The following is a 15,778-nucleotide window of genomic DNA, read 5'->3' on the forward strand; positions in this document are numbered from 1 at the left end:
TTGTCAGGGCCGGCGGACCTGTGCTAAAATAAGCACCATGACAGCGAGAAGGAGCCATGTTTCATGATCAGCCTCTTACTTTTCAAACAGATCGCCCAGCTGTTTCTGGCCATGCTGGTGGGCTTCTGCCTGGTGCGGTGCGGGCTTTTAAAGCCGAAGGACAGCCGGGTGCTGTCTGTGGTGGCGCTGTACGCGGCGCTGCCCTGCGTCATCATCGAGTCCTTCCAGATGGACTGCACACCGGAGATGGTCCAGGGGCTGCTGCTGGCTCTGCTCTCAGCGGTGCTCATCCACCTGGTGATGTTTCTTCTGACTTACCTGCTGCGCCGGCCCTTGCGGCTGCATCCGGTGGAGCAGGCCTCCGTGGTCTATTCCAACGCCAACAACCTCATCATCCCCATCGTCAGCGCCATTCTGGGGTCCCAGTGGCTCATTTATATCAACATGTTCGTCATCGTCCAGCTGCCCCTGCTGTGGAGCCACTGCCGCATCCTTCTCAGCGGGGAGCGGACTGTATCCGTTCGGAAAATTTTGCTGAACGTGAACATCCTGTCCATTCTGCTGGGCGGCGCCCTGTTCTTCCTGGGCATTTCCCTGCCCCCTGTCATCACGGGCACTATGACGTCCATAGGGAGCATGCTGGGCACTCTCAGCATGCTGGTGGCGGGCATGCTCATGGGCGGCGTGGATTTCCGCCGCCTCTTCACCTCCCTGGGCATCTGGAAGGCCGCGTTTTTGCGGCTGGTGGCAATCCCCCTGGTGCTGCTGGTGCTGCTCAAGTACAGCGGCCTTGCCCGCCTGGTCCCCGACGGGGAGACCATCCTGCTGGTGAGCTTTCTCTCCGCCATCACCCCCTCCGCCTCGGCGGTGACCCAGATCGCCCAGGTGTACAGCAGCGACGGCGAATACGCCGGCTCCATCAACGTGGTGACCACGCTGCTGTGCATCGTCACCATGCCTCTTATCATCGCTTTGTACCAGCTTTAATTGCACGTAATAGATTACGCCGAAAGAGCGCGCCTCTTTCGGCGTCATTTTGTTCCGCGAATTTTGTTGGGAAGTGTAAGAAATTCCCGTTGGCCCGCCGGGGGTTTTTATTGACATTTCACAAATGGGGTGCTACTATTTACATAACGACGGACGTGCTTTTTGTCTGCCGTACAAATTCATTGAAGGAGAAGATTGACATGAAGAAGTTTCTCGCACTGCTGCTGACCGGCATCATGGTCCTGAGCCTGGCCGCCTGCGGCGGAAAAAAAGAGGAGGCTCCCGCTGAGAAGCCTGCCGAGACCCCTGTTGAGGCTCCCGCCGAGGGCGGCGGCACCATCGGTGTCTGCATCTACAAGTTCGACGACGCGTTCATGACCACCTACCGCAACGCCCTGCAGGAGATCCTGGAAGGCAAGGGCTACACTGTCACCGTCGTGGACGGCAACAACGACCAGGCCAAGCAGAACGAGCAGATCAACACCTTCATCACCCAGGGCGTTGACGCGCTGATCATCAACCCCGTCATGACTTCCGCTGCCGCCACCATCATCGACACCGTGAAGTCCGCTGACATCCCCACCGTCCTCATCAACCGTGAGCCCACCGCCGACGAGATGGCCGCTTATGACAAGCTGGTCTACGTCGGTGCCGATGCCTCTCAGTCCGGCACCATGCAGGGCGAGCTGATCCTGGATACCGCCAACAAGGGCGACATCAACGGCGACGGCAAGGTCTCCTACATCATGATCCAGGGCGACCCCGAGAACATCGACGCCCAGCTGCGTACCGAGTATTCCGTCAAGGCTCTGACCGACGCCGGCGTTGAGGTGGAGCAGCTGAACCTGACCCGCGGCGATTGGGACCGTGAGAAGGGCCAGACCATCTGCGCCAACGACCTGGCTCAGTTCGGCGACCAGATCGAGGTCGTGTTCTGCAACAACGACGACATGGCCATCGGCGCCCTGCAGGCCATCCAGTCCGCCGGCCGCAAGGTCAACGAGGACATCTACCTGGTGGGCGTTGACGCCCTGGACGCCGCTCTGAACGAGGTCCAGGCCGGCAACATGACCGGCACCGTCCTGAACGATGCCAAGGGCCAGGCCAGCCAGGCTGTGGAGTGCATGGAAGGCCTTCTGGCCGGCGACACCTATGCCGCTGGTGAGCAGAGCGTGTACGTTGACTACGTGAAGGTCACTCCCGACAACGTGGCTGAGTTCATGAAGTAATTCCTGTTCACAACCTCATACTCCAGAAGAGGTGCGTGTGCATAAGCGCACGCACCTCTTTCCTATAATCGCTGCCCATCGTCTCCATATTGCGCGCAGCTTACATTTTTAGACACGTTTTAGAAGAGAGAGGGAGAAGCTTCGGCTGTTCTTTGATTGGCCGGCGCATCAGGCAATCTCCGTCATCCCCGCAATGCGATTTAAGAAGGGCAAGCCAATCAAAACCAAAGGGGGCCAGTAAATTGTCAGAATATCGTCTGGAAATGCGTGGCGTCGTCAAAACGTTCCCCGGCGTCAAGGCGCTTGACCACGCGCAACTGAAGCTCCGCCCCGGCACCGTTCACGCCCTGATGGGTGAAAACGGCGCCGGCAAGTCCACGCTGATGAAATGCATGTTCGGCATTTATCACATGGACGAGGGCGAAGTCATCTACGAGGGAGAATCCGTACAGATCAAGGGACCTCTGGATGCCCTGAACCGGGGCATCGCCATGGTCCATCAGGAGCTGCAGCCCATTCCCGAGCGCAGCATCGGCGAAAACATCTACGTGGGCCGGTATCCCACCAAGAAGGTGGGACCCATCACCGTGGTGGACCACGACAAGATGTATGAGGACGCCGCCAAGGTGTTGAAGGAGGTCCACCTGAATTTTGACCCCAAGGCCAAGCTGGGCTCCCTGAGTGTGTCCCAGATGCAGCTGGTGGAGATCGCCAAGGCCGTATCCGCCGACTGCAAGGTGCTGATTCTGGACGAGCCCACGTCCTCCCTGACCGCCGCCGAGGTGGAGGCGCTGTTCACCATTGTGGACGAGCTGCGGGCCAAGGGCGTTTCCATCGTCTATATCAGCCATAAAATGGACGAGATCCTACGCATCAGCGACGAAGTTACCATCATGCGGGACGGCCAGTACATCGGCACCTGGTCCTCCAAGGAGCTGACCACCGACTTCATCATCACCAAGATGGTGGGCCGGGAGCTGTCCAACCTGTACCCCACCCGGGAAAACGTTCCCAGCGAGGTGGTATTCGAGGTGAAAGACTTCACCTCCATTAACCCCAAGAGCTTCCGCCATGCCAGCTTCACCGTCCGCAAGGGCGAGATCCTGGGTGTGGCCGGTCTGGTGGGCGCCCAGCGCACCGAGCTGATGGAGGGCCTGTTCGGCCTTCGCTGCCACAGCGCCGGCACCATTACATACAAGGGCCAGGAGCTGAAGATCAACCAGCCCCGTGACGCCATCAACAACGGCATCGCCATGCTGACGGAGGACCGCCGGGCCACCGGCATTCTGGGCGTTTTGTCCATCGCCGACAACGTCTCCGTGTCCTCTTTGAACAAGTACCTCATCGGCGGCATCATGCTGGACGACAAGAAGATCGAGCAGCTGGTGCAGGACAACGTGGCGAAGCTGTCCATCAAGACCCCGTCCTCCAAGACGCTGATCCAGTCCCTGTCCGGCGGCAACCAGCAAAAGGTGCTCATCAGCCGCTGGCTTGCCAACGACCCCGACGTCTTTATCCTGGACGAACCCACCCGCGGCATCGACGTGGGTGCCAAATACGAGATCTACTGCATCATTGCCGAGCTTGCCAAGCAGGGCAAGAGCATCATCATGATCTCCTCCGAAATGAGCGAGCTGATCGGTATGTCCGACCGCATCATGGTCATGTGCGACGGCCGTGTCACCGGCTTCATCGACGGCAAGGACGCCAACCAGGAGAACATCATGGCTTTGGCGACACAGTTTGAATAAGGAGGAGAGAGAAAATCATGGAGAAAAAATTCGATATTAAGAAATTCCTGTCCAATAACGCCATCATCATCCTCATCGCCATTCTGGCGCTGGCGGTGGGCTTCAGCACCCAGAACTTCTTCAGCGCCAACAACCTCAAGAACCTGATCGCCAACGTGTCCCCCCGCTTCATCATCGCCTGCGGTGTGTCCGGCTGCCTGATCACCAAGGGCACGGACCTGTCCGCCGGCCGTCAGGTGGGCCTGGCTGCCTGCCTGTCCGCCATGATGCTCCAGAGCGTGGACTATGCCGCCCGGATGCTGCCCGGCTTCCCTGACATCCCCTGGTTCGTGGCTATGCCCATCGTCATGGTCATCATGGGCTGCTTCGGCGCCGTCAACGGCTGCGTCATCGCCTATTTGAAGGTACCCCCCTTCATCGCCACTCTGGGCATGCAGACCATCGTCTACGGCCTGTGCTCCGTCATCACCGACAACCAGCCCATGGGCGGCTTCAAGAGCAGCTACTCCAAGGTGGCTCTGGGTTCCCTGGGCCCCATCCCGTATCTTGCCATCTTCGCCATCATCGTGGGCCTGTTCATGTGGTTCCTGTATAACAAGACCCGCCACGGCAAGTACATGTACGCCATCGGCGGCAACGAGAACGCCGCCCAGGTGGCCGGCGTCAACGTCACCGCCACTTTGATCCGCATTTACATTCTGGCTGCCGTGCTGTACGGCCTGGCCGGCTTCCTGGTGGGTGCCAAGGCCGGCGGCGCCTCCACCGCCACGGGCTTCGGCTATGAGCTGGAAGCCATCGCGGCCTGCACCATCGGCGGCGTTTCCACCAACGGCGGCGTGGGCAAGGTTCCCGGCATCCTGGTGGGCGTGCTGGTGTTTGAGATCTTGAAGATCTGCCTGCAGTTCCTCCGCGTGGACCCCGCTTATACCTTCATCGCCCAGGGCCTGGTCATCATCGTGGCCGTCGCTCTGGACCTGCGGAAGTACCTGGCCAAGAAGTGAGCCTTCCTCCGCTGTGGTGAGCGCCATGGAAAACGAGAAGAAGGATTCCCGCCGGGACCCCAGCCAGCTCAACGCCATCGAAAAGCTGTACGAGAAATTCCGGGGCGTGCCCCTGAAGTACATCGACATTTTCATCGGCGTCTGCGCGGCGGCGTTTGTCGCCGTTGTGATTCTGGGCATGCTGAAAGAGCGCGGTCTCCTGTAAGGTATAAAAAAAGCATCCCGGGCAGTTTGCCCGGGATGCTTTTTCCGTGTAAAACCCACGGCGGGATGGGCGCTGCTTTTTGTGCAAAACTCCCTTTGCGCCCCGGTTGAAAATCTGATAAAGTCTTGATACAGCGTGTGGCGTAACTGCGTAAATCCAGTTGCTTGCCCCACGTTTTTTTGTCAGATGACAGGACGTGCGCCCGGAAGAGCCTTCCGGCGGGGTCCTGTCTTTTTTCATACGAGGAGGTTTTAACCATGAGCGAAGCAAACGCCAACGCCTTTCTGGAAACGGAAAAGCTTGGCACCCTAATGCGGAAATACTCCGTTCCCTGTGTCATTTCGCTGCTGGTGGCGGCGCTGTACAACATTGTGGACCAGATCTTCATCGCCAACGCGTCCTACCTGGGCTCCTACGGCAACGCCGCCAACACGGTGGTGTTTCCCTTGACGGTGGTGGCCCTGGCGGTGGCCGTCATGATCGGCGACGGCTGCTGCGCCTACGTCAGCATCTGCCTGGGCTCCCGGAACAGGGAGAACGCCCACCGCAGCATCGGCAGCGCCGTGACGCTGTGCGTGGCTGCCAGCCTGGTTTTGACGCTCTTGTTCCTGCTGCTGTCCGACTGTATTCTGACAGCCTTCGGCGGCCGGGTGAACCAGGAGACCTTCGCCCTCTCCCGGGAATATTTCTTCTATATCACCCTGGGCATCCCCTTTTACATGTTCGGCCAGGCCATGAACCCCATCATCCGCTCGGACGGCAGCCCCGCCTTCGCCATGGCCAGCACCCTGGCCGGCGCCGCCGTGAACATCGTGCTGGACCCGGTGTTCATCTTCGGCTTCCGGTGGGGCATGATGGGCGCCGCCGTGGCCACCGTGCTGGGCCAGGTCCTCACCGCCGCACTGGCAGTGTGGTATCTTTGCCGCATGAAGGCCGTGCAGCTGGAAAAGAGGAGCTTTGTGCCCTGCCGGAAGGTCGTCCGGAAATTCATCCCCCTGGGCGTGTGCAGCTTCCTCTCCCAGATCTCCCTGGTGGCGGCCATGGCGGCCATCAACAACATGATCCGCAAGTACGGCGCCCTGGATGCGGTCTTCGGCCAGGAGCAGTACGCTCAGATCCCCATGGCTGTGGTGGGCATCGTCATGAAGTTCTTCCAGATCGTCATCTCCATCGTGGTGGGCATGGCCGCCGGCTGCATCCCCATCGTGGGCTACAACATCGGCGCCGGCCGGGCCGACCGGGCCAAGCATCTGTTCACCTATCTGCTGACGGCGGAGGCCTGCGTGGGCATGGCCGCCCTGCTCATCGCGGAGCTGCTGCCGGGCGGGCTCATCCAGCTGTTCGGTGCCGGCAGCGAAAGCGTCTATTACACCCAGTTCGCCAAAAAAGCCTTCCGGGTCTATCTCTGCATGCTGCCGCTGGCCTGCGTCAACAAGGCGGCGTTCATCTACCTGCAGTCCCTGGGCAAGGCTTTACTGTCCACGGTTTTGTCCATGGTCCGGGAGGTGGTGTTCGGCGTGGGCTTCGCCCTGCTGCTGCCGGTGCTGTTCGGGCTGGACGGCGTGCTGTACTCCATGCCCGTCTCCGATGTCCTCACCTTTCTCATCTCCGTGGCGGCCATCGTATCCACCTACCGCTCGCTCAGCGCCCAGGAAGGAGGCCCTCATGTCTGAACGCATCCTCACCATCAGCCGGGAATTCGGCAGCGGCGGCCGCACTGTCGGCCGCATGGCCGCCACAGCCCTGCACATCCCATGCTATGACCAGGAGATCCTGGAGGAGCTGGCAAAGAAAAGCGGCTTCACCCAGGGCTACATCCGGGATCAGGGGGAATACGCCGCCCACGCCGGCTGGCTGTCCAACGCCCTGGCCTCCCGGTTCTCCGACGGTCTCACCTCCCAGGACCGGCTGTGGGTCCTTCAGCGGGAGCTGATTTTGGAGCTGGCGGAAAAGGGTCCCTGCGTCATCGTGGGCCGCTGCGCGGACTTCATCCTCCGGGAAAAGGCGGACTGCCTGACCGCCTTCATCCACGCGGACATGGCCTTCCGGGCAAAGCGCATCGTGGAGGTCTACGGCCAGCGGCAGGACTCCCCGGAAAAGCGCCTGCAGGACAAGGACCGCCGCCGGGCCGCCTATTACCAGTTCTACACGGACACCCGGTGGGGCCAGGCCCGGAACTATCACATCGCCCTGGACAGCGGCGTGCTGGGCATTGACCGCTGCGCGGAGCTTCTGGCGGAGCTGTATGAAAGCTGCGGGCAAGTGTGTTGAGGACCCGCCGGAGCGCGGCAAAAAGCGCCCCTGTCATCAGACAGGGGCGCTTTTACCCGTACGGCTGTTGTGTTATTCGCCGCGCTCTTCGACCTCTTCCAGCCGGTTCAGATGGGGGCTGACGGTGCAGCTCATCTCGGTGGCTTCGTTTTTGAACTTTTCCACATTGGCGGCGCTCTGCTTCACCGGCTGGATGGTGCCGGCGCCGGCCACGCAGCCGCCGGGGCAGGCCATGCCCTCCAGCAGATAGCCGTCCCGCTTGCCGGCCTTAGCCATGGCCAGCATCTTGCGGCACTCCCGCAGGCCGTCGCCGTACTCGATCTTGACCTCCCGGTCGGGGTCCATGTGCTTGATGGCCTCCACCACGGCGGCGGCCACACCGCCGCCCACGGCGAAGCCGCGGCCCATGCCGGTGCCCTCGTCCATGTCATCGTCGGGACCGGGGACGATCTCGGCAAAGTTGATCTCCTTGGCGTCGAACATGCCCTGGAGCTCCTCAAAGGTCAGCACAAAGTCCACGTCGGAGCGGACGGAGCGGCGGTTGGCCTCCAGCTTCTTGGCGGCGCAGGGGCCAACGAAGCAGATGCGGGCGTTGGGGTGGTCCTTTTTCACCATGCGGGCGGTGATGACCATGGGGGTCAGGGCCATGGAGATGTAATCCTTGAACTGGGGGAACAGCTTCTTGGCCATGACGGACCAGGCGGGGCAGCAGGAGGTGCCCATGAAGGGCTGCTTGGCGGGGACCTCCTCCAGGAAGTCCCGGGCCTCCTCCACGGTGCACAGGTCCGCGCCGATGGCCACCTCCACCACGTCGGTGAAGCCCAGCTGGCGCATGGCGGCCTTGATCTTGGCGGGAGTGGCGTCCTTGCCGAACTGGCCCACGAAGGCGGGCGCCACGCAGGCGATGACCTCCTCATTGCGCTTCATGGCGGTGATGATCTGGAAGATCTGGCTCTTGTCTGCGATGGCGGCGAAGGGGCAGTTCACCAGGCACATGCCGCAGGAGACACACTTGTCGTAATTGATCTTGGCCCGGCCCAACTCATCGGACTCGATGGCGTCCATGCCGCAGGCGGCGGCGCAGGGGCGCTCGATCTTGCTGATGGCCCGGTAGGGGCACTGGTTGAAGCACTTGCCGCACTTGATGCACTTGTCCTGGTCGATGTGGCAGTGCTTGTCCTTATCCAGGTAAATGGCATCCTTGGGACACACGTTCATACAGGGGTGGGAGATGCAGCCCTGGCAGCTGTCGGTGATGCGGACCTGCTTGGGCGGGCAGGCGTTGCAGGCGAAGGGGATAATGTTCACCAGGGGCTCTTCAAAGTATTTCTGGTCGGTGGCGGCCTCGTGGATACTGGCGGAAATGGGCAGCTGATCCTCCACGTTCTGAGGGCTCATGCCCAGGGCCAGGCGGACACGTTCCCGGACGATGGCCCGCTCCAGGAACACGTCGTGGCGGTGGTGGGCCACCTCGCCCCGGATCATCTTGTAGGGGATCAGATCCACCTTGTTCAGGTCGCCGCCCTCATAAGCCAGGCGGGCCACCTCGGTGAATACGTTGCGGCGGATGTCATCCACCGCGCTATGGACACCTCTCATATGTTTCTTCCTCCATGATACCGGGCGGTCGCATACTGTCCCGGGTATTGCGGTTTTATTATATAAAAATCCCTCTTTTTTTGCAAGGACATCCCGCTGGAAAATCCTTGCAAGCACCGTATTTTTTCAGTTTCTGAACACCGGGCGGGAATTTCAGATGGATTTCAGCTTGCCTGTTCATAATAAACGCTATCCTGCGGTGACGGGTTGTGGTATAATCCTCATATATCACCGCATGACAGGAGGATTTCCCCTTTATGGATCTGGATTGGAGACAACGGCGCCTCATCGCGTTTCTTTCAGCGGTACTGGGCATCCTGGTGGTGGCCGTACTGATCGTGGGCGGCTTCCGCTACCGCCAGCACCGCCAGCGTATGGCAGCCGCCGCGGCGGAGGGCACGGCCGCGGCCGCCGCAACCCAGCACACCTACACCGCCCTTTCCTACAGCGACGGCTCCGCCACGCTGTCCTTCACCGTGGACCCGGAGACGGACCGCTGGACCTGGGCGGACGACCCGGACTTTCCCCTGGACGACACCACCGTCACGGATCTGTGCCAGCTGGCGGCAAATTTGAAGCCCCAGCAGACGCTGACGCCGGACGGCACCATGGAGTCCTACCAGCTGGACGAGTCCCAGGTCTTTCTCTCCCTCACGGACGCCTCCGGCGCCGTCACGACGCTGACCTTCGGCAAACCCACCACCGACGGCACCAGCTACTACGCCTTGAAAAACGGCGACGAGTCCACCGTGTACATCTACGACGGCGCTGTGGTGGAAAAGCTGTCCGTGCCCATTTACAGCATGATGGAGCTGCCCGTGCTGCCGGCCCTCACCGGAAAGACCCTGGTGTCCATCACCTTTGATGGGGAAGTGCCCACGGTCCTCACCGCCCAGCGCAGCGACGGCGGCGGGGAAGAGGAGGCCACCTGGCGCTCCGGCGGCGCCAACGTCACGGACAGCCCCGCCGTCCAGGGCCTGCTGCGGGAGCTGGAGACGCTGACCCTGGACCGCTGCGTGGACTACAAGCCCACCGCCGAGGCCGTGTCCCTGTGCGGCTTTGACACCCCCGCCGCCCAAGTGGAGGCGGTATACCGCACGGAGGGCGGCGCGGAGCAGGCCTTCACCTTGACCGTGGGCGCCCAGTCCCTGGGCGGCAGCGGCCGCTACATCCGCATCGGCGGCGACGACACCGTGTACGAAGCCGCCGCTGACAGCCTCACCAACCTCCTGGCCATCGCGGCCGGCGGGCTGGAGGGCTGAACCCCACCGAGGGAGGTAAACCCACATGCGCGTACTGGTCATTGAGGACGAGGTCCGGCTGGCGGCCACCCTCCAGGACCTGCTGGAGCTGGGCGGCTATACCGCCGACACCCGCAACGACGGCGAATCCGGTCTGGACGAGGCCCTCACCGGCATTTACGACGTCATTATCCTGGATGTGATGCTGCCGAAAATGGACGGCTTCACGGTGCTGCGGCGGCTGCGGGAGTCCGGCAGCGCCGTGCCGGTCCTGATGCTCACGGCCCGGTCCGAGCTTTCCGACCGGGTGGAGGGGCTGGACCGGGGTGCCGATTACTATCTGACCAAGCCCTTTGAGCCCCGGGAGCTCATGGCCTGCGTCCGTGCCTTGACCCGGCGGCAGCCGGAGCTGCGGAACACGGACGCGCTCTCCTGCGGGGACCTGACGCTGGATAAGAGCAGCTTCACCCTCTCCTGTGGGGAGCGGAGCGTCCGCCTCAGCCGCAAGGAATTTGACATGATGGAGCTGCTCATGCTCAACCAAAAGCAGGTCATTACCAAGGAGAGCCTCCTGGTGAAGATCTGGGGCTATGAGTCCGACGCCGAGGACAACAACGTGGAGGTGTATGTCTCCTTCCTGCGGCGGAAGCTGGAGCACCTGCGCTCCCAGGTAAAGATCCGCACCATCCGCATGGTGGGCTACTGTCTGGAGCCCCCGGCCGTTTGACCTGTTTTCCACCTTTTCCACAGGTTTATCCACTTTTTCAACAAAGTTTTCAACAGGGGGCTTTGCCATGATCCGCAGGCTGCGTTTCAAATTTGTGGCCATTTGTATGGCATTGGTATCTGTGGTGTTGGCGGTGGTGTTCTCCCTGGTGTACATGTCCGCCGCCCGCAGCATGGAGAGCCTCAGCCGCCAGGTGCTCCACCGGGTGATTCAGGAGGAGACGGACCGTTTCAGCGGCGCCCCCGTCCGGCCGGACGCCAGCATCAACATCGGCGGTGAGCGGGTGCTGCTGCCCTACTTTACCGTCAACGTATGGGGGGACACCGCCTATGTCACCGGCGGCACCTACTCCAACCTGGAGGACACAGACACCCTCCGGGCCATTTTGGCGGACTGCCTGTCCCAAAAAGGGCAGGAGGGCACTGTTGAAGACTACCAGCTGCGGTATCTGCGCCAGGACAACGGCCTTTACCAGAAGATCGCCTTTGTGGACATGTCCATGGAGCTGGCCATGCTCCGGCGGATGATGGGGGCCTACCTGCTCATTGCCCTCATGGCGCTGCTTGTGCTGCTGGCGGCGGCGGTGGTCCTGTCCCGTTGGGCCACGGCGCCAGTGGAGCGGGCCTGGCGCCAGCAGCGCCAGTTTTTGTCCGACGCCTCCCACGAGCTGAAAACACCCTTGACCGTCATTCTCTCCAACGCGGCCCTACTGGAGGCCGCCCCTCTTTCAGACAAGCCCGCCCGCTGGGTGGACAACATCCACTCCGAGGCCCAGCGGATGCGCTCCCTGGTGGAGCAGATGCTGACCCTGGCCCGGGCGGACAACGCCGTCCAGACCGCCGTCCTGTCGCGCCTGTGCCTGTCCACCGCCGCCGAGGACTGCGTCCTGGCCTTTGAGCCGGTGGCCTTTGAGGCGGGCAAGGCCCTGGAGTCCCACATCGCGGAGGATGTGGAGGTGCTGGGAGACGGGGACAAGCTGCGGCAGGTGGTTTCCGTGCTGCTGGACAACGCCATCAAGTACGGCGCGCCGGCGGGCACCATCACCCTGACCCTGCAAAAGACGGACCGGCAGGCCCGGCTGACGGTGTCCAACCCCGGCGACCCCATCCCGCCGGAGCAGCTGCGGCGCCTGTTTGAGCGGTTTTACCGGGCGGACGCCTCCCGGGGGGGGGAGCAGAGCGGCTTCGGCCTGGGGCTGCCCATCGCCGCCGCCATCGCCGCCGAGCACAAGGGCACCTTGAAGGCGGAGAGCGACGCCGCCTCCACCCGCTTTACCCTCACCCTGCCGCTGCTGAAAAAATGAACATGAAAGGACCCGGATGCAAAGCATCCGGGTCCTTTTTTACATTTACATGACCATCTGGGCCAGGGACACCATGAGGGGCACCGTCACGATGGACAGCACGGTGCTCAGGCACACGGTGACCACGCTGAACTCGTAGTCGCAGTCGTACTGCTGGGCGAACACGCAGATGTTGGCGCCCACGGGAGTGACGGCAGCCAGATAGGCGGCCAGAGCCACGTTCTGGTTGGAGATGGGCAGCGCCCAGAACACCGCCAGCACCACGGCGGGGATGACCACCAGCCGCAGCAGCACGCAGCCGTAAGCCCGCTTGTCCAGCAGCTTGCGCCAGGGGAGCTTTGCCATGTAGGTGCCCATGAGGATCATGGCCACCGGGGTGTTCATGCCGGCGATATAGCCCAGGGTGCTGGTGAGGATGCCCGGCACCGGCAGGCGGCTGAGGAACAGCGCAATGCCGACGACGATGGCAATGACCACCGGGTTTTTGACGATGGTCTTGGCGCGGATCGAATCCTTCCGGTCCGTCATGATGTATACACCGTACGTCCACTGGAACAGGTTTAAAAGGGCCACGGAGGCCGCCATGTAGAAAACGCCCTCGTCGCCGATGACCGCCTGGGCCAGGGGGATGCCGATGAAGCCGGCGTTGCAGAAGGCGGCGGCGAAGTTTTCGATGCGGCGGCGCTTGCCGTACACCAGGTAGGCGATGCCCATGGCCAGGATGAAGGCCACCAGGGCCAGACCCGCCGAGAGCGCCAGCTCAAGCAGGCGCTCCCGGGAGTATGTGGTGATATACGATTTGACAATGACGCAGGGAATGATGATCCGCAGCAGGATGGCGCCCAGGTCCTTGGTGCCTTGCGGGGAGAGGAAGCCTCTCCGGCTCAAGAGGATACCCACGGCCATCAGCAGCGCCATAATGGCGATCTGCCGCAGCAGGATCGAGATCAGCATAGCCTCTCTCAGCCGATGAAGCCAGCCAGGATGCCGGCGATGACCACGGACAGGATGGTAACAGAGGTGAATCCGGAAATAACGTAGGCGGTCTGGATGCGGGCGGTGACGGCGTCACGCTCTTCCTCGGTCTGGGCAACAGCGTTGGAGATCTCGGTGGCGATGAGCTCGGTGCCGGGATAGCCGATCATTTGGCACATGGCGATGCCGATGGCCAGCTTCTTGCTGCCCACAACCTTCCAGGCGGGAGTCAGCATGAAGGTGATGAAGGTGAACACCAGCACCAGGACGAAGATGACCACGGTGGCAAAGCCGATGGAGGGCAGCATGGAGACGTCGATCTTGGCCAGGGAGGGGATGATGGTGCACAGGGACAGGAAGGAGAAGAAGCCGTTGGCCTTGGCCTGGTCGCGCATAATGTTGGGAGGCACCAGGCCGGTGTTGCGGGCGGTGATGCCGAATACCATGCACAGGATGGACATGTTGATGAAGCTCAGGGGAGTGGGCTTGAGGACCTTGGCGATAGTCTGGGCCAGCACGATGGCGGCGGCGCCGATGGCCAGGCAGATGAAGGTGGTGTAGTACTTCTTGATGCCCTTCCACAGGGGCTCCTTGGCGGCGGCGGTGCCGGTGCTGCTGGTCTGCTCAGCGTACCAGCTGTAATTGGGGTCGGCGGCGTGCTTGGCCCGCAGGTCGGCCACCAGCTCGTTGGCCACGCTCAGACCGCAGTTGGAGGCGGGCAGGGTGCCCACGAACTTCTGCACGGCGTAAATGAAGGTAGCCAGGGCGGCGGCAGCGGCCAGGCCCTTTTCGTCGCAGGCCTGGACCATGGTGGTGGTGGCCACGATACCGCCGTTGACGACGGGAGCGGCGGCCAGGGCGAAGTCCTTGCCGATGATGGGGATGGCCACGCAGCAGCCCACGATGGCGGCGGCCATGCCGATGATGGCGCCCACCACGGTGCGCCACTCACGGCGCAGGGTGGGCAGGTCCACGGACGTGCCCATGTTGAACAGCAGGAAATACTGGCCCAGGGACGCAACGCCCGCGAAGCCGGCGGTGGTCATGATGTCAGCGGGATAGACGCCGGTCAGGAACAGGACCAGGAAGCCCATCATGATGACGAACATGGAAGAGATCTTGGCCTTCGTGAGGGCGCCCACCAGGTCGCCGACGAAGAAAATCAGCAGGATCATAAATACTGCTTGGTATTGTGTCAACTCCATATGTAGTTACCTCCTAAACATTTGTTGCACACACAGATTTATTTAGACTCGCAGCGTGCCGCGAAAGTCTCAATGAGGGTCTGAGCAAGCTCGCCGGACTTGTAGAAGTCCTCCAGGACCAGCTGCTCGTTTTTGGTATGGTTCTTGGTGTAGCCGGTGGCGACGCCCACGGTGGCCATACCCTTGTTGTTGTAGATGTTGGCGTCCATGCCGCCGCCGCCTACCTCGGCCCGGTACTGAAGGCCCAGCTTTTCGCAGGCGGCTCTCGCCACCACCAGGGCCTCGTCCTCCTCGGGGATGGCGAAGGGCAGGAAGTTTTCGATCTTCTCCACCTTGATGCCGGCGCCGTGCTCCTCGGCCACCTTTTTGCAGTGGCCCTCGAAGTAGGCCACGTAATCCACCAGGCGCTGGAAATCACGGCTGCGGGCCTCGCCCTTGAAGGAGGCGAAGTCGCACACCACGTTGCGGGCGGTGGAGCCGGTGGAGAGCATGGGGAAGTTGGCGGTGGACATCTCGTCCAGGCGGCCCTGCTTCAGCGTGGAGAGCATGTCGCACATGGTCTTGGCGGCGTCGATGCCCTTTTCCGGCTCGTTGCCGGCGTGGGCGGGACGGCCGGTGATCTCCACATTCAAGTGGAACATGCCGGGGGCGCCGTTGACAAAGCGGCCGATGCCGCCGGGGGAGTCGAAGATATAGCCCACCCGGGACTGGATCATGGACATGTCCAGGGCCTTGGCGCCGAAGAGGCCGGTCTCCTCACCCACGGAGAACACCACCTCGATGCGGGGCAGGGGGGTGCCGGCGGCGAGGACCTGCCGCAGGCCCTCCAAAATGGCGCACACGCCGGAGATGTCGTCAGCGGCCAGAATGGTGGTACCGTCGGAATACAGCACGCCGTCCTTTTCCACAGGCTTGATGCCCAGGCCGTTGGGGACCCGGTCCATGTGGGAGCTGAGGAACAAAGAGCCCTGCAGCTCGCCCTCACGCACGGCGATGACGTTGCCGCACTCGCCGCCGAAGGTGTCTCCGGCGCGGTCCTGTGTCACTGTGAAGCCCAGGGCCTTCATCTTCTCCGTCAGCTTGTCCGCGATGGCGTTTTCCTTGCCGGCGGCGGAGTCCGTGGTCAGCAGCTCCAGCAGCTCTTCGTACATTCTTTCGTTTTTCATGGGGTTTCCTCCTCTGGATTGGAGTATCACGGGGTATTGCTTTAAACAATTGAACTAATTTATAATTCAAGGTATCACTTGCACCCCGTCTTTAATAGGTGTAAAATAATGTCCGAAA

General features: G+C 61.9%; 14 protein-coding genes. 10 read left to right on the forward strand and 4 right to left on the reverse strand.

The window, feature by feature from the left end:
* Nucleotides 1-63 precede the first annotated feature (63 nt).
* The 7 genes from ACTQ4R_RS09200 (at nucleotide 64) to ACTQ4R_RS09230 (ending at nucleotide 7,444) form a co-directional block, all read left to right on the forward strand.
* Nucleotides 64-987, forward strand: coding sequence for an AEC family transporter (locus ACTQ4R_RS09200; RefSeq protein WP_441627962.1), 924 nt, complete (start codon nucleotides 64-66; stop codon nucleotides 985-987).
* Between the two features lie 200 nt (nucleotides 988-1,187).
* The gene (locus ACTQ4R_RS09205) at nucleotides 1,188-2,216 is read left to right on the forward strand and encodes a galactose ABC transporter substrate-binding protein (protein WP_441627963.1); all 1,029 of its coding nucleotides are present in this window, start codon (nucleotides 1,188-1,190) and stop codon (nucleotides 2,214-2,216) included.
* Nucleotides 2,217-2,458: 242 nt separating this feature from the next.
* The gene (locus tag ACTQ4R_RS09210) at nucleotides 2,459-3,967 is read left to right on the forward strand and encodes a sugar ABC transporter ATP-binding protein (RefSeq protein ID WP_441627965.1); all 1,509 of its coding nucleotides are present in this window, start codon (nucleotides 2,459-2,461) and stop codon (nucleotides 3,965-3,967) included.
* Between the two features lie 17 nt (nucleotides 3,968-3,984).
* Nucleotides 3,985-4,968: a galactose/methyl galactoside ABC transporter permease MglC gene (locus ACTQ4R_RS09215; RefSeq protein WP_441627967.1), complete on the forward strand. Its 984-nt coding sequence runs from the start codon at nucleotides 3,985-3,987 to the stop codon at nucleotides 4,966-4,968.
* Nucleotides 4,969-4,984: 16 nt separating this feature from the next.
* Entirely contained in the window at nucleotides 4,985-5,173 is a 189-nt protein-coding gene (locus tag ACTQ4R_RS09220; RefSeq protein WP_441627969.1) for a hypothetical protein, read from the forward strand.
* 257 nt (nucleotides 5,174-5,430) lie between these two features.
* Nucleotides 5,431-6,846, forward strand: coding sequence for an MATE family efflux transporter (locus tag ACTQ4R_RS09225; protein ID WP_441627971.1), 1,416 nt, complete (start codon nucleotides 5,431-5,433; stop codon nucleotides 6,844-6,846).
* Nucleotides 6,839-7,444, forward strand: coding sequence for an AAA family ATPase (locus ACTQ4R_RS09230; RefSeq protein ID WP_441627973.1), 606 nt, complete (start codon nucleotides 6,839-6,841; stop codon nucleotides 7,442-7,444). The genes ACTQ4R_RS09225 and ACTQ4R_RS09230 overlap by 8 nt, the downstream gene beginning before the upstream one ends.
* A 72-nt stretch (nucleotides 7,445-7,516) precedes the next feature.
* On the opposite strand, the gene ACTQ4R_RS09235 is transcribed toward ACTQ4R_RS09230, so the two are convergent.
* Complete coding sequence (locus ACTQ4R_RS09235) at nucleotides 7,517-9,043, reverse strand: 4Fe-4S dicluster domain-containing protein (protein ID WP_441627975.1); 1,527 nt, start codon at nucleotides 9,041-9,043, stop codon at nucleotides 7,517-7,519.
* A 257-nt stretch (nucleotides 9,044-9,300) separates the two neighbouring features.
* On the opposite strand from ACTQ4R_RS09235, the gene ACTQ4R_RS09240 reads away from it, so the two are divergent.
* The 3 genes from ACTQ4R_RS09240 (at nucleotide 9,301) to ACTQ4R_RS09250 (ending at nucleotide 12,314) form a co-directional block, all read left to right on the forward strand.
* Entirely contained in the window at nucleotides 9,301-10,305 is a 1,005-nt protein-coding gene (locus ACTQ4R_RS09240) for a DUF4340 domain-containing protein (RefSeq protein WP_441627977.1), read from the forward strand.
* 25 nt (nucleotides 10,306-10,330) lie between these two features.
* Nucleotides 10,331-11,011, forward strand: a complete 681-nt coding sequence (locus ACTQ4R_RS09245; RefSeq protein WP_441627979.1) for a response regulator transcription factor — start codon at nucleotides 10,331-10,333, stop codon at nucleotides 11,009-11,011.
* A 106-nt stretch (nucleotides 11,012-11,117) separates the two neighbouring features.
* Nucleotides 11,118-12,314 (forward strand): sensor histidine kinase, encoded by a 1,197-nt coding sequence (locus ACTQ4R_RS09250; RefSeq protein ID WP_441627981.1) that lies wholly within the window; start codon nucleotides 11,118-11,120, stop codon nucleotides 12,312-12,314.
* Between the two features lie 45 nt (nucleotides 12,315-12,359).
* Here the strand turns inward: ACTQ4R_RS09250 and ACTQ4R_RS09255 are convergent, their stop codons facing one another.
* The 3 genes from ACTQ4R_RS09255 to ACTQ4R_RS09265 are packed head-to-tail and all read right to left on the reverse strand — an operon-like array spanning nucleotide 12,360 to nucleotide 15,660.
* Nucleotides 12,360-13,268, reverse strand: a complete 909-nt coding sequence (locus ACTQ4R_RS09255; protein ID WP_441627983.1) for an AEC family transporter — start codon at nucleotides 13,266-13,268, stop codon at nucleotides 12,360-12,362.
* A gap of 8 nt (nucleotides 13,269-13,276) precedes the next feature.
* Nucleotides 13,277-14,494, reverse strand: coding sequence for a hypothetical protein (locus tag ACTQ4R_RS09260; RefSeq protein ID WP_441627985.1), 1,218 nt, complete (start codon nucleotides 14,492-14,494; stop codon nucleotides 13,277-13,279).
* Nucleotides 14,495-14,532: 38 nt separating this feature from the next.
* Nucleotides 14,533-15,660: a M20/M25/M40 family metallo-hydrolase gene (locus ACTQ4R_RS09265; protein ID WP_441627987.1), complete on the reverse strand. Its 1,128-nt coding sequence runs from the start codon at nucleotides 15,658-15,660 to the stop codon at nucleotides 14,533-14,535.
* Nucleotides 15,661-15,778 lie beyond the last annotated feature (118 nt).

The sequence above is a fragment of the Dysosmobacter sp. Sow4_B12 genome (assembly GCF_052116665.1).
Classification (GTDB): domain Bacteria; phylum Bacillota; class Clostridia; order Oscillospirales; family Oscillospiraceae; genus Oscillibacter.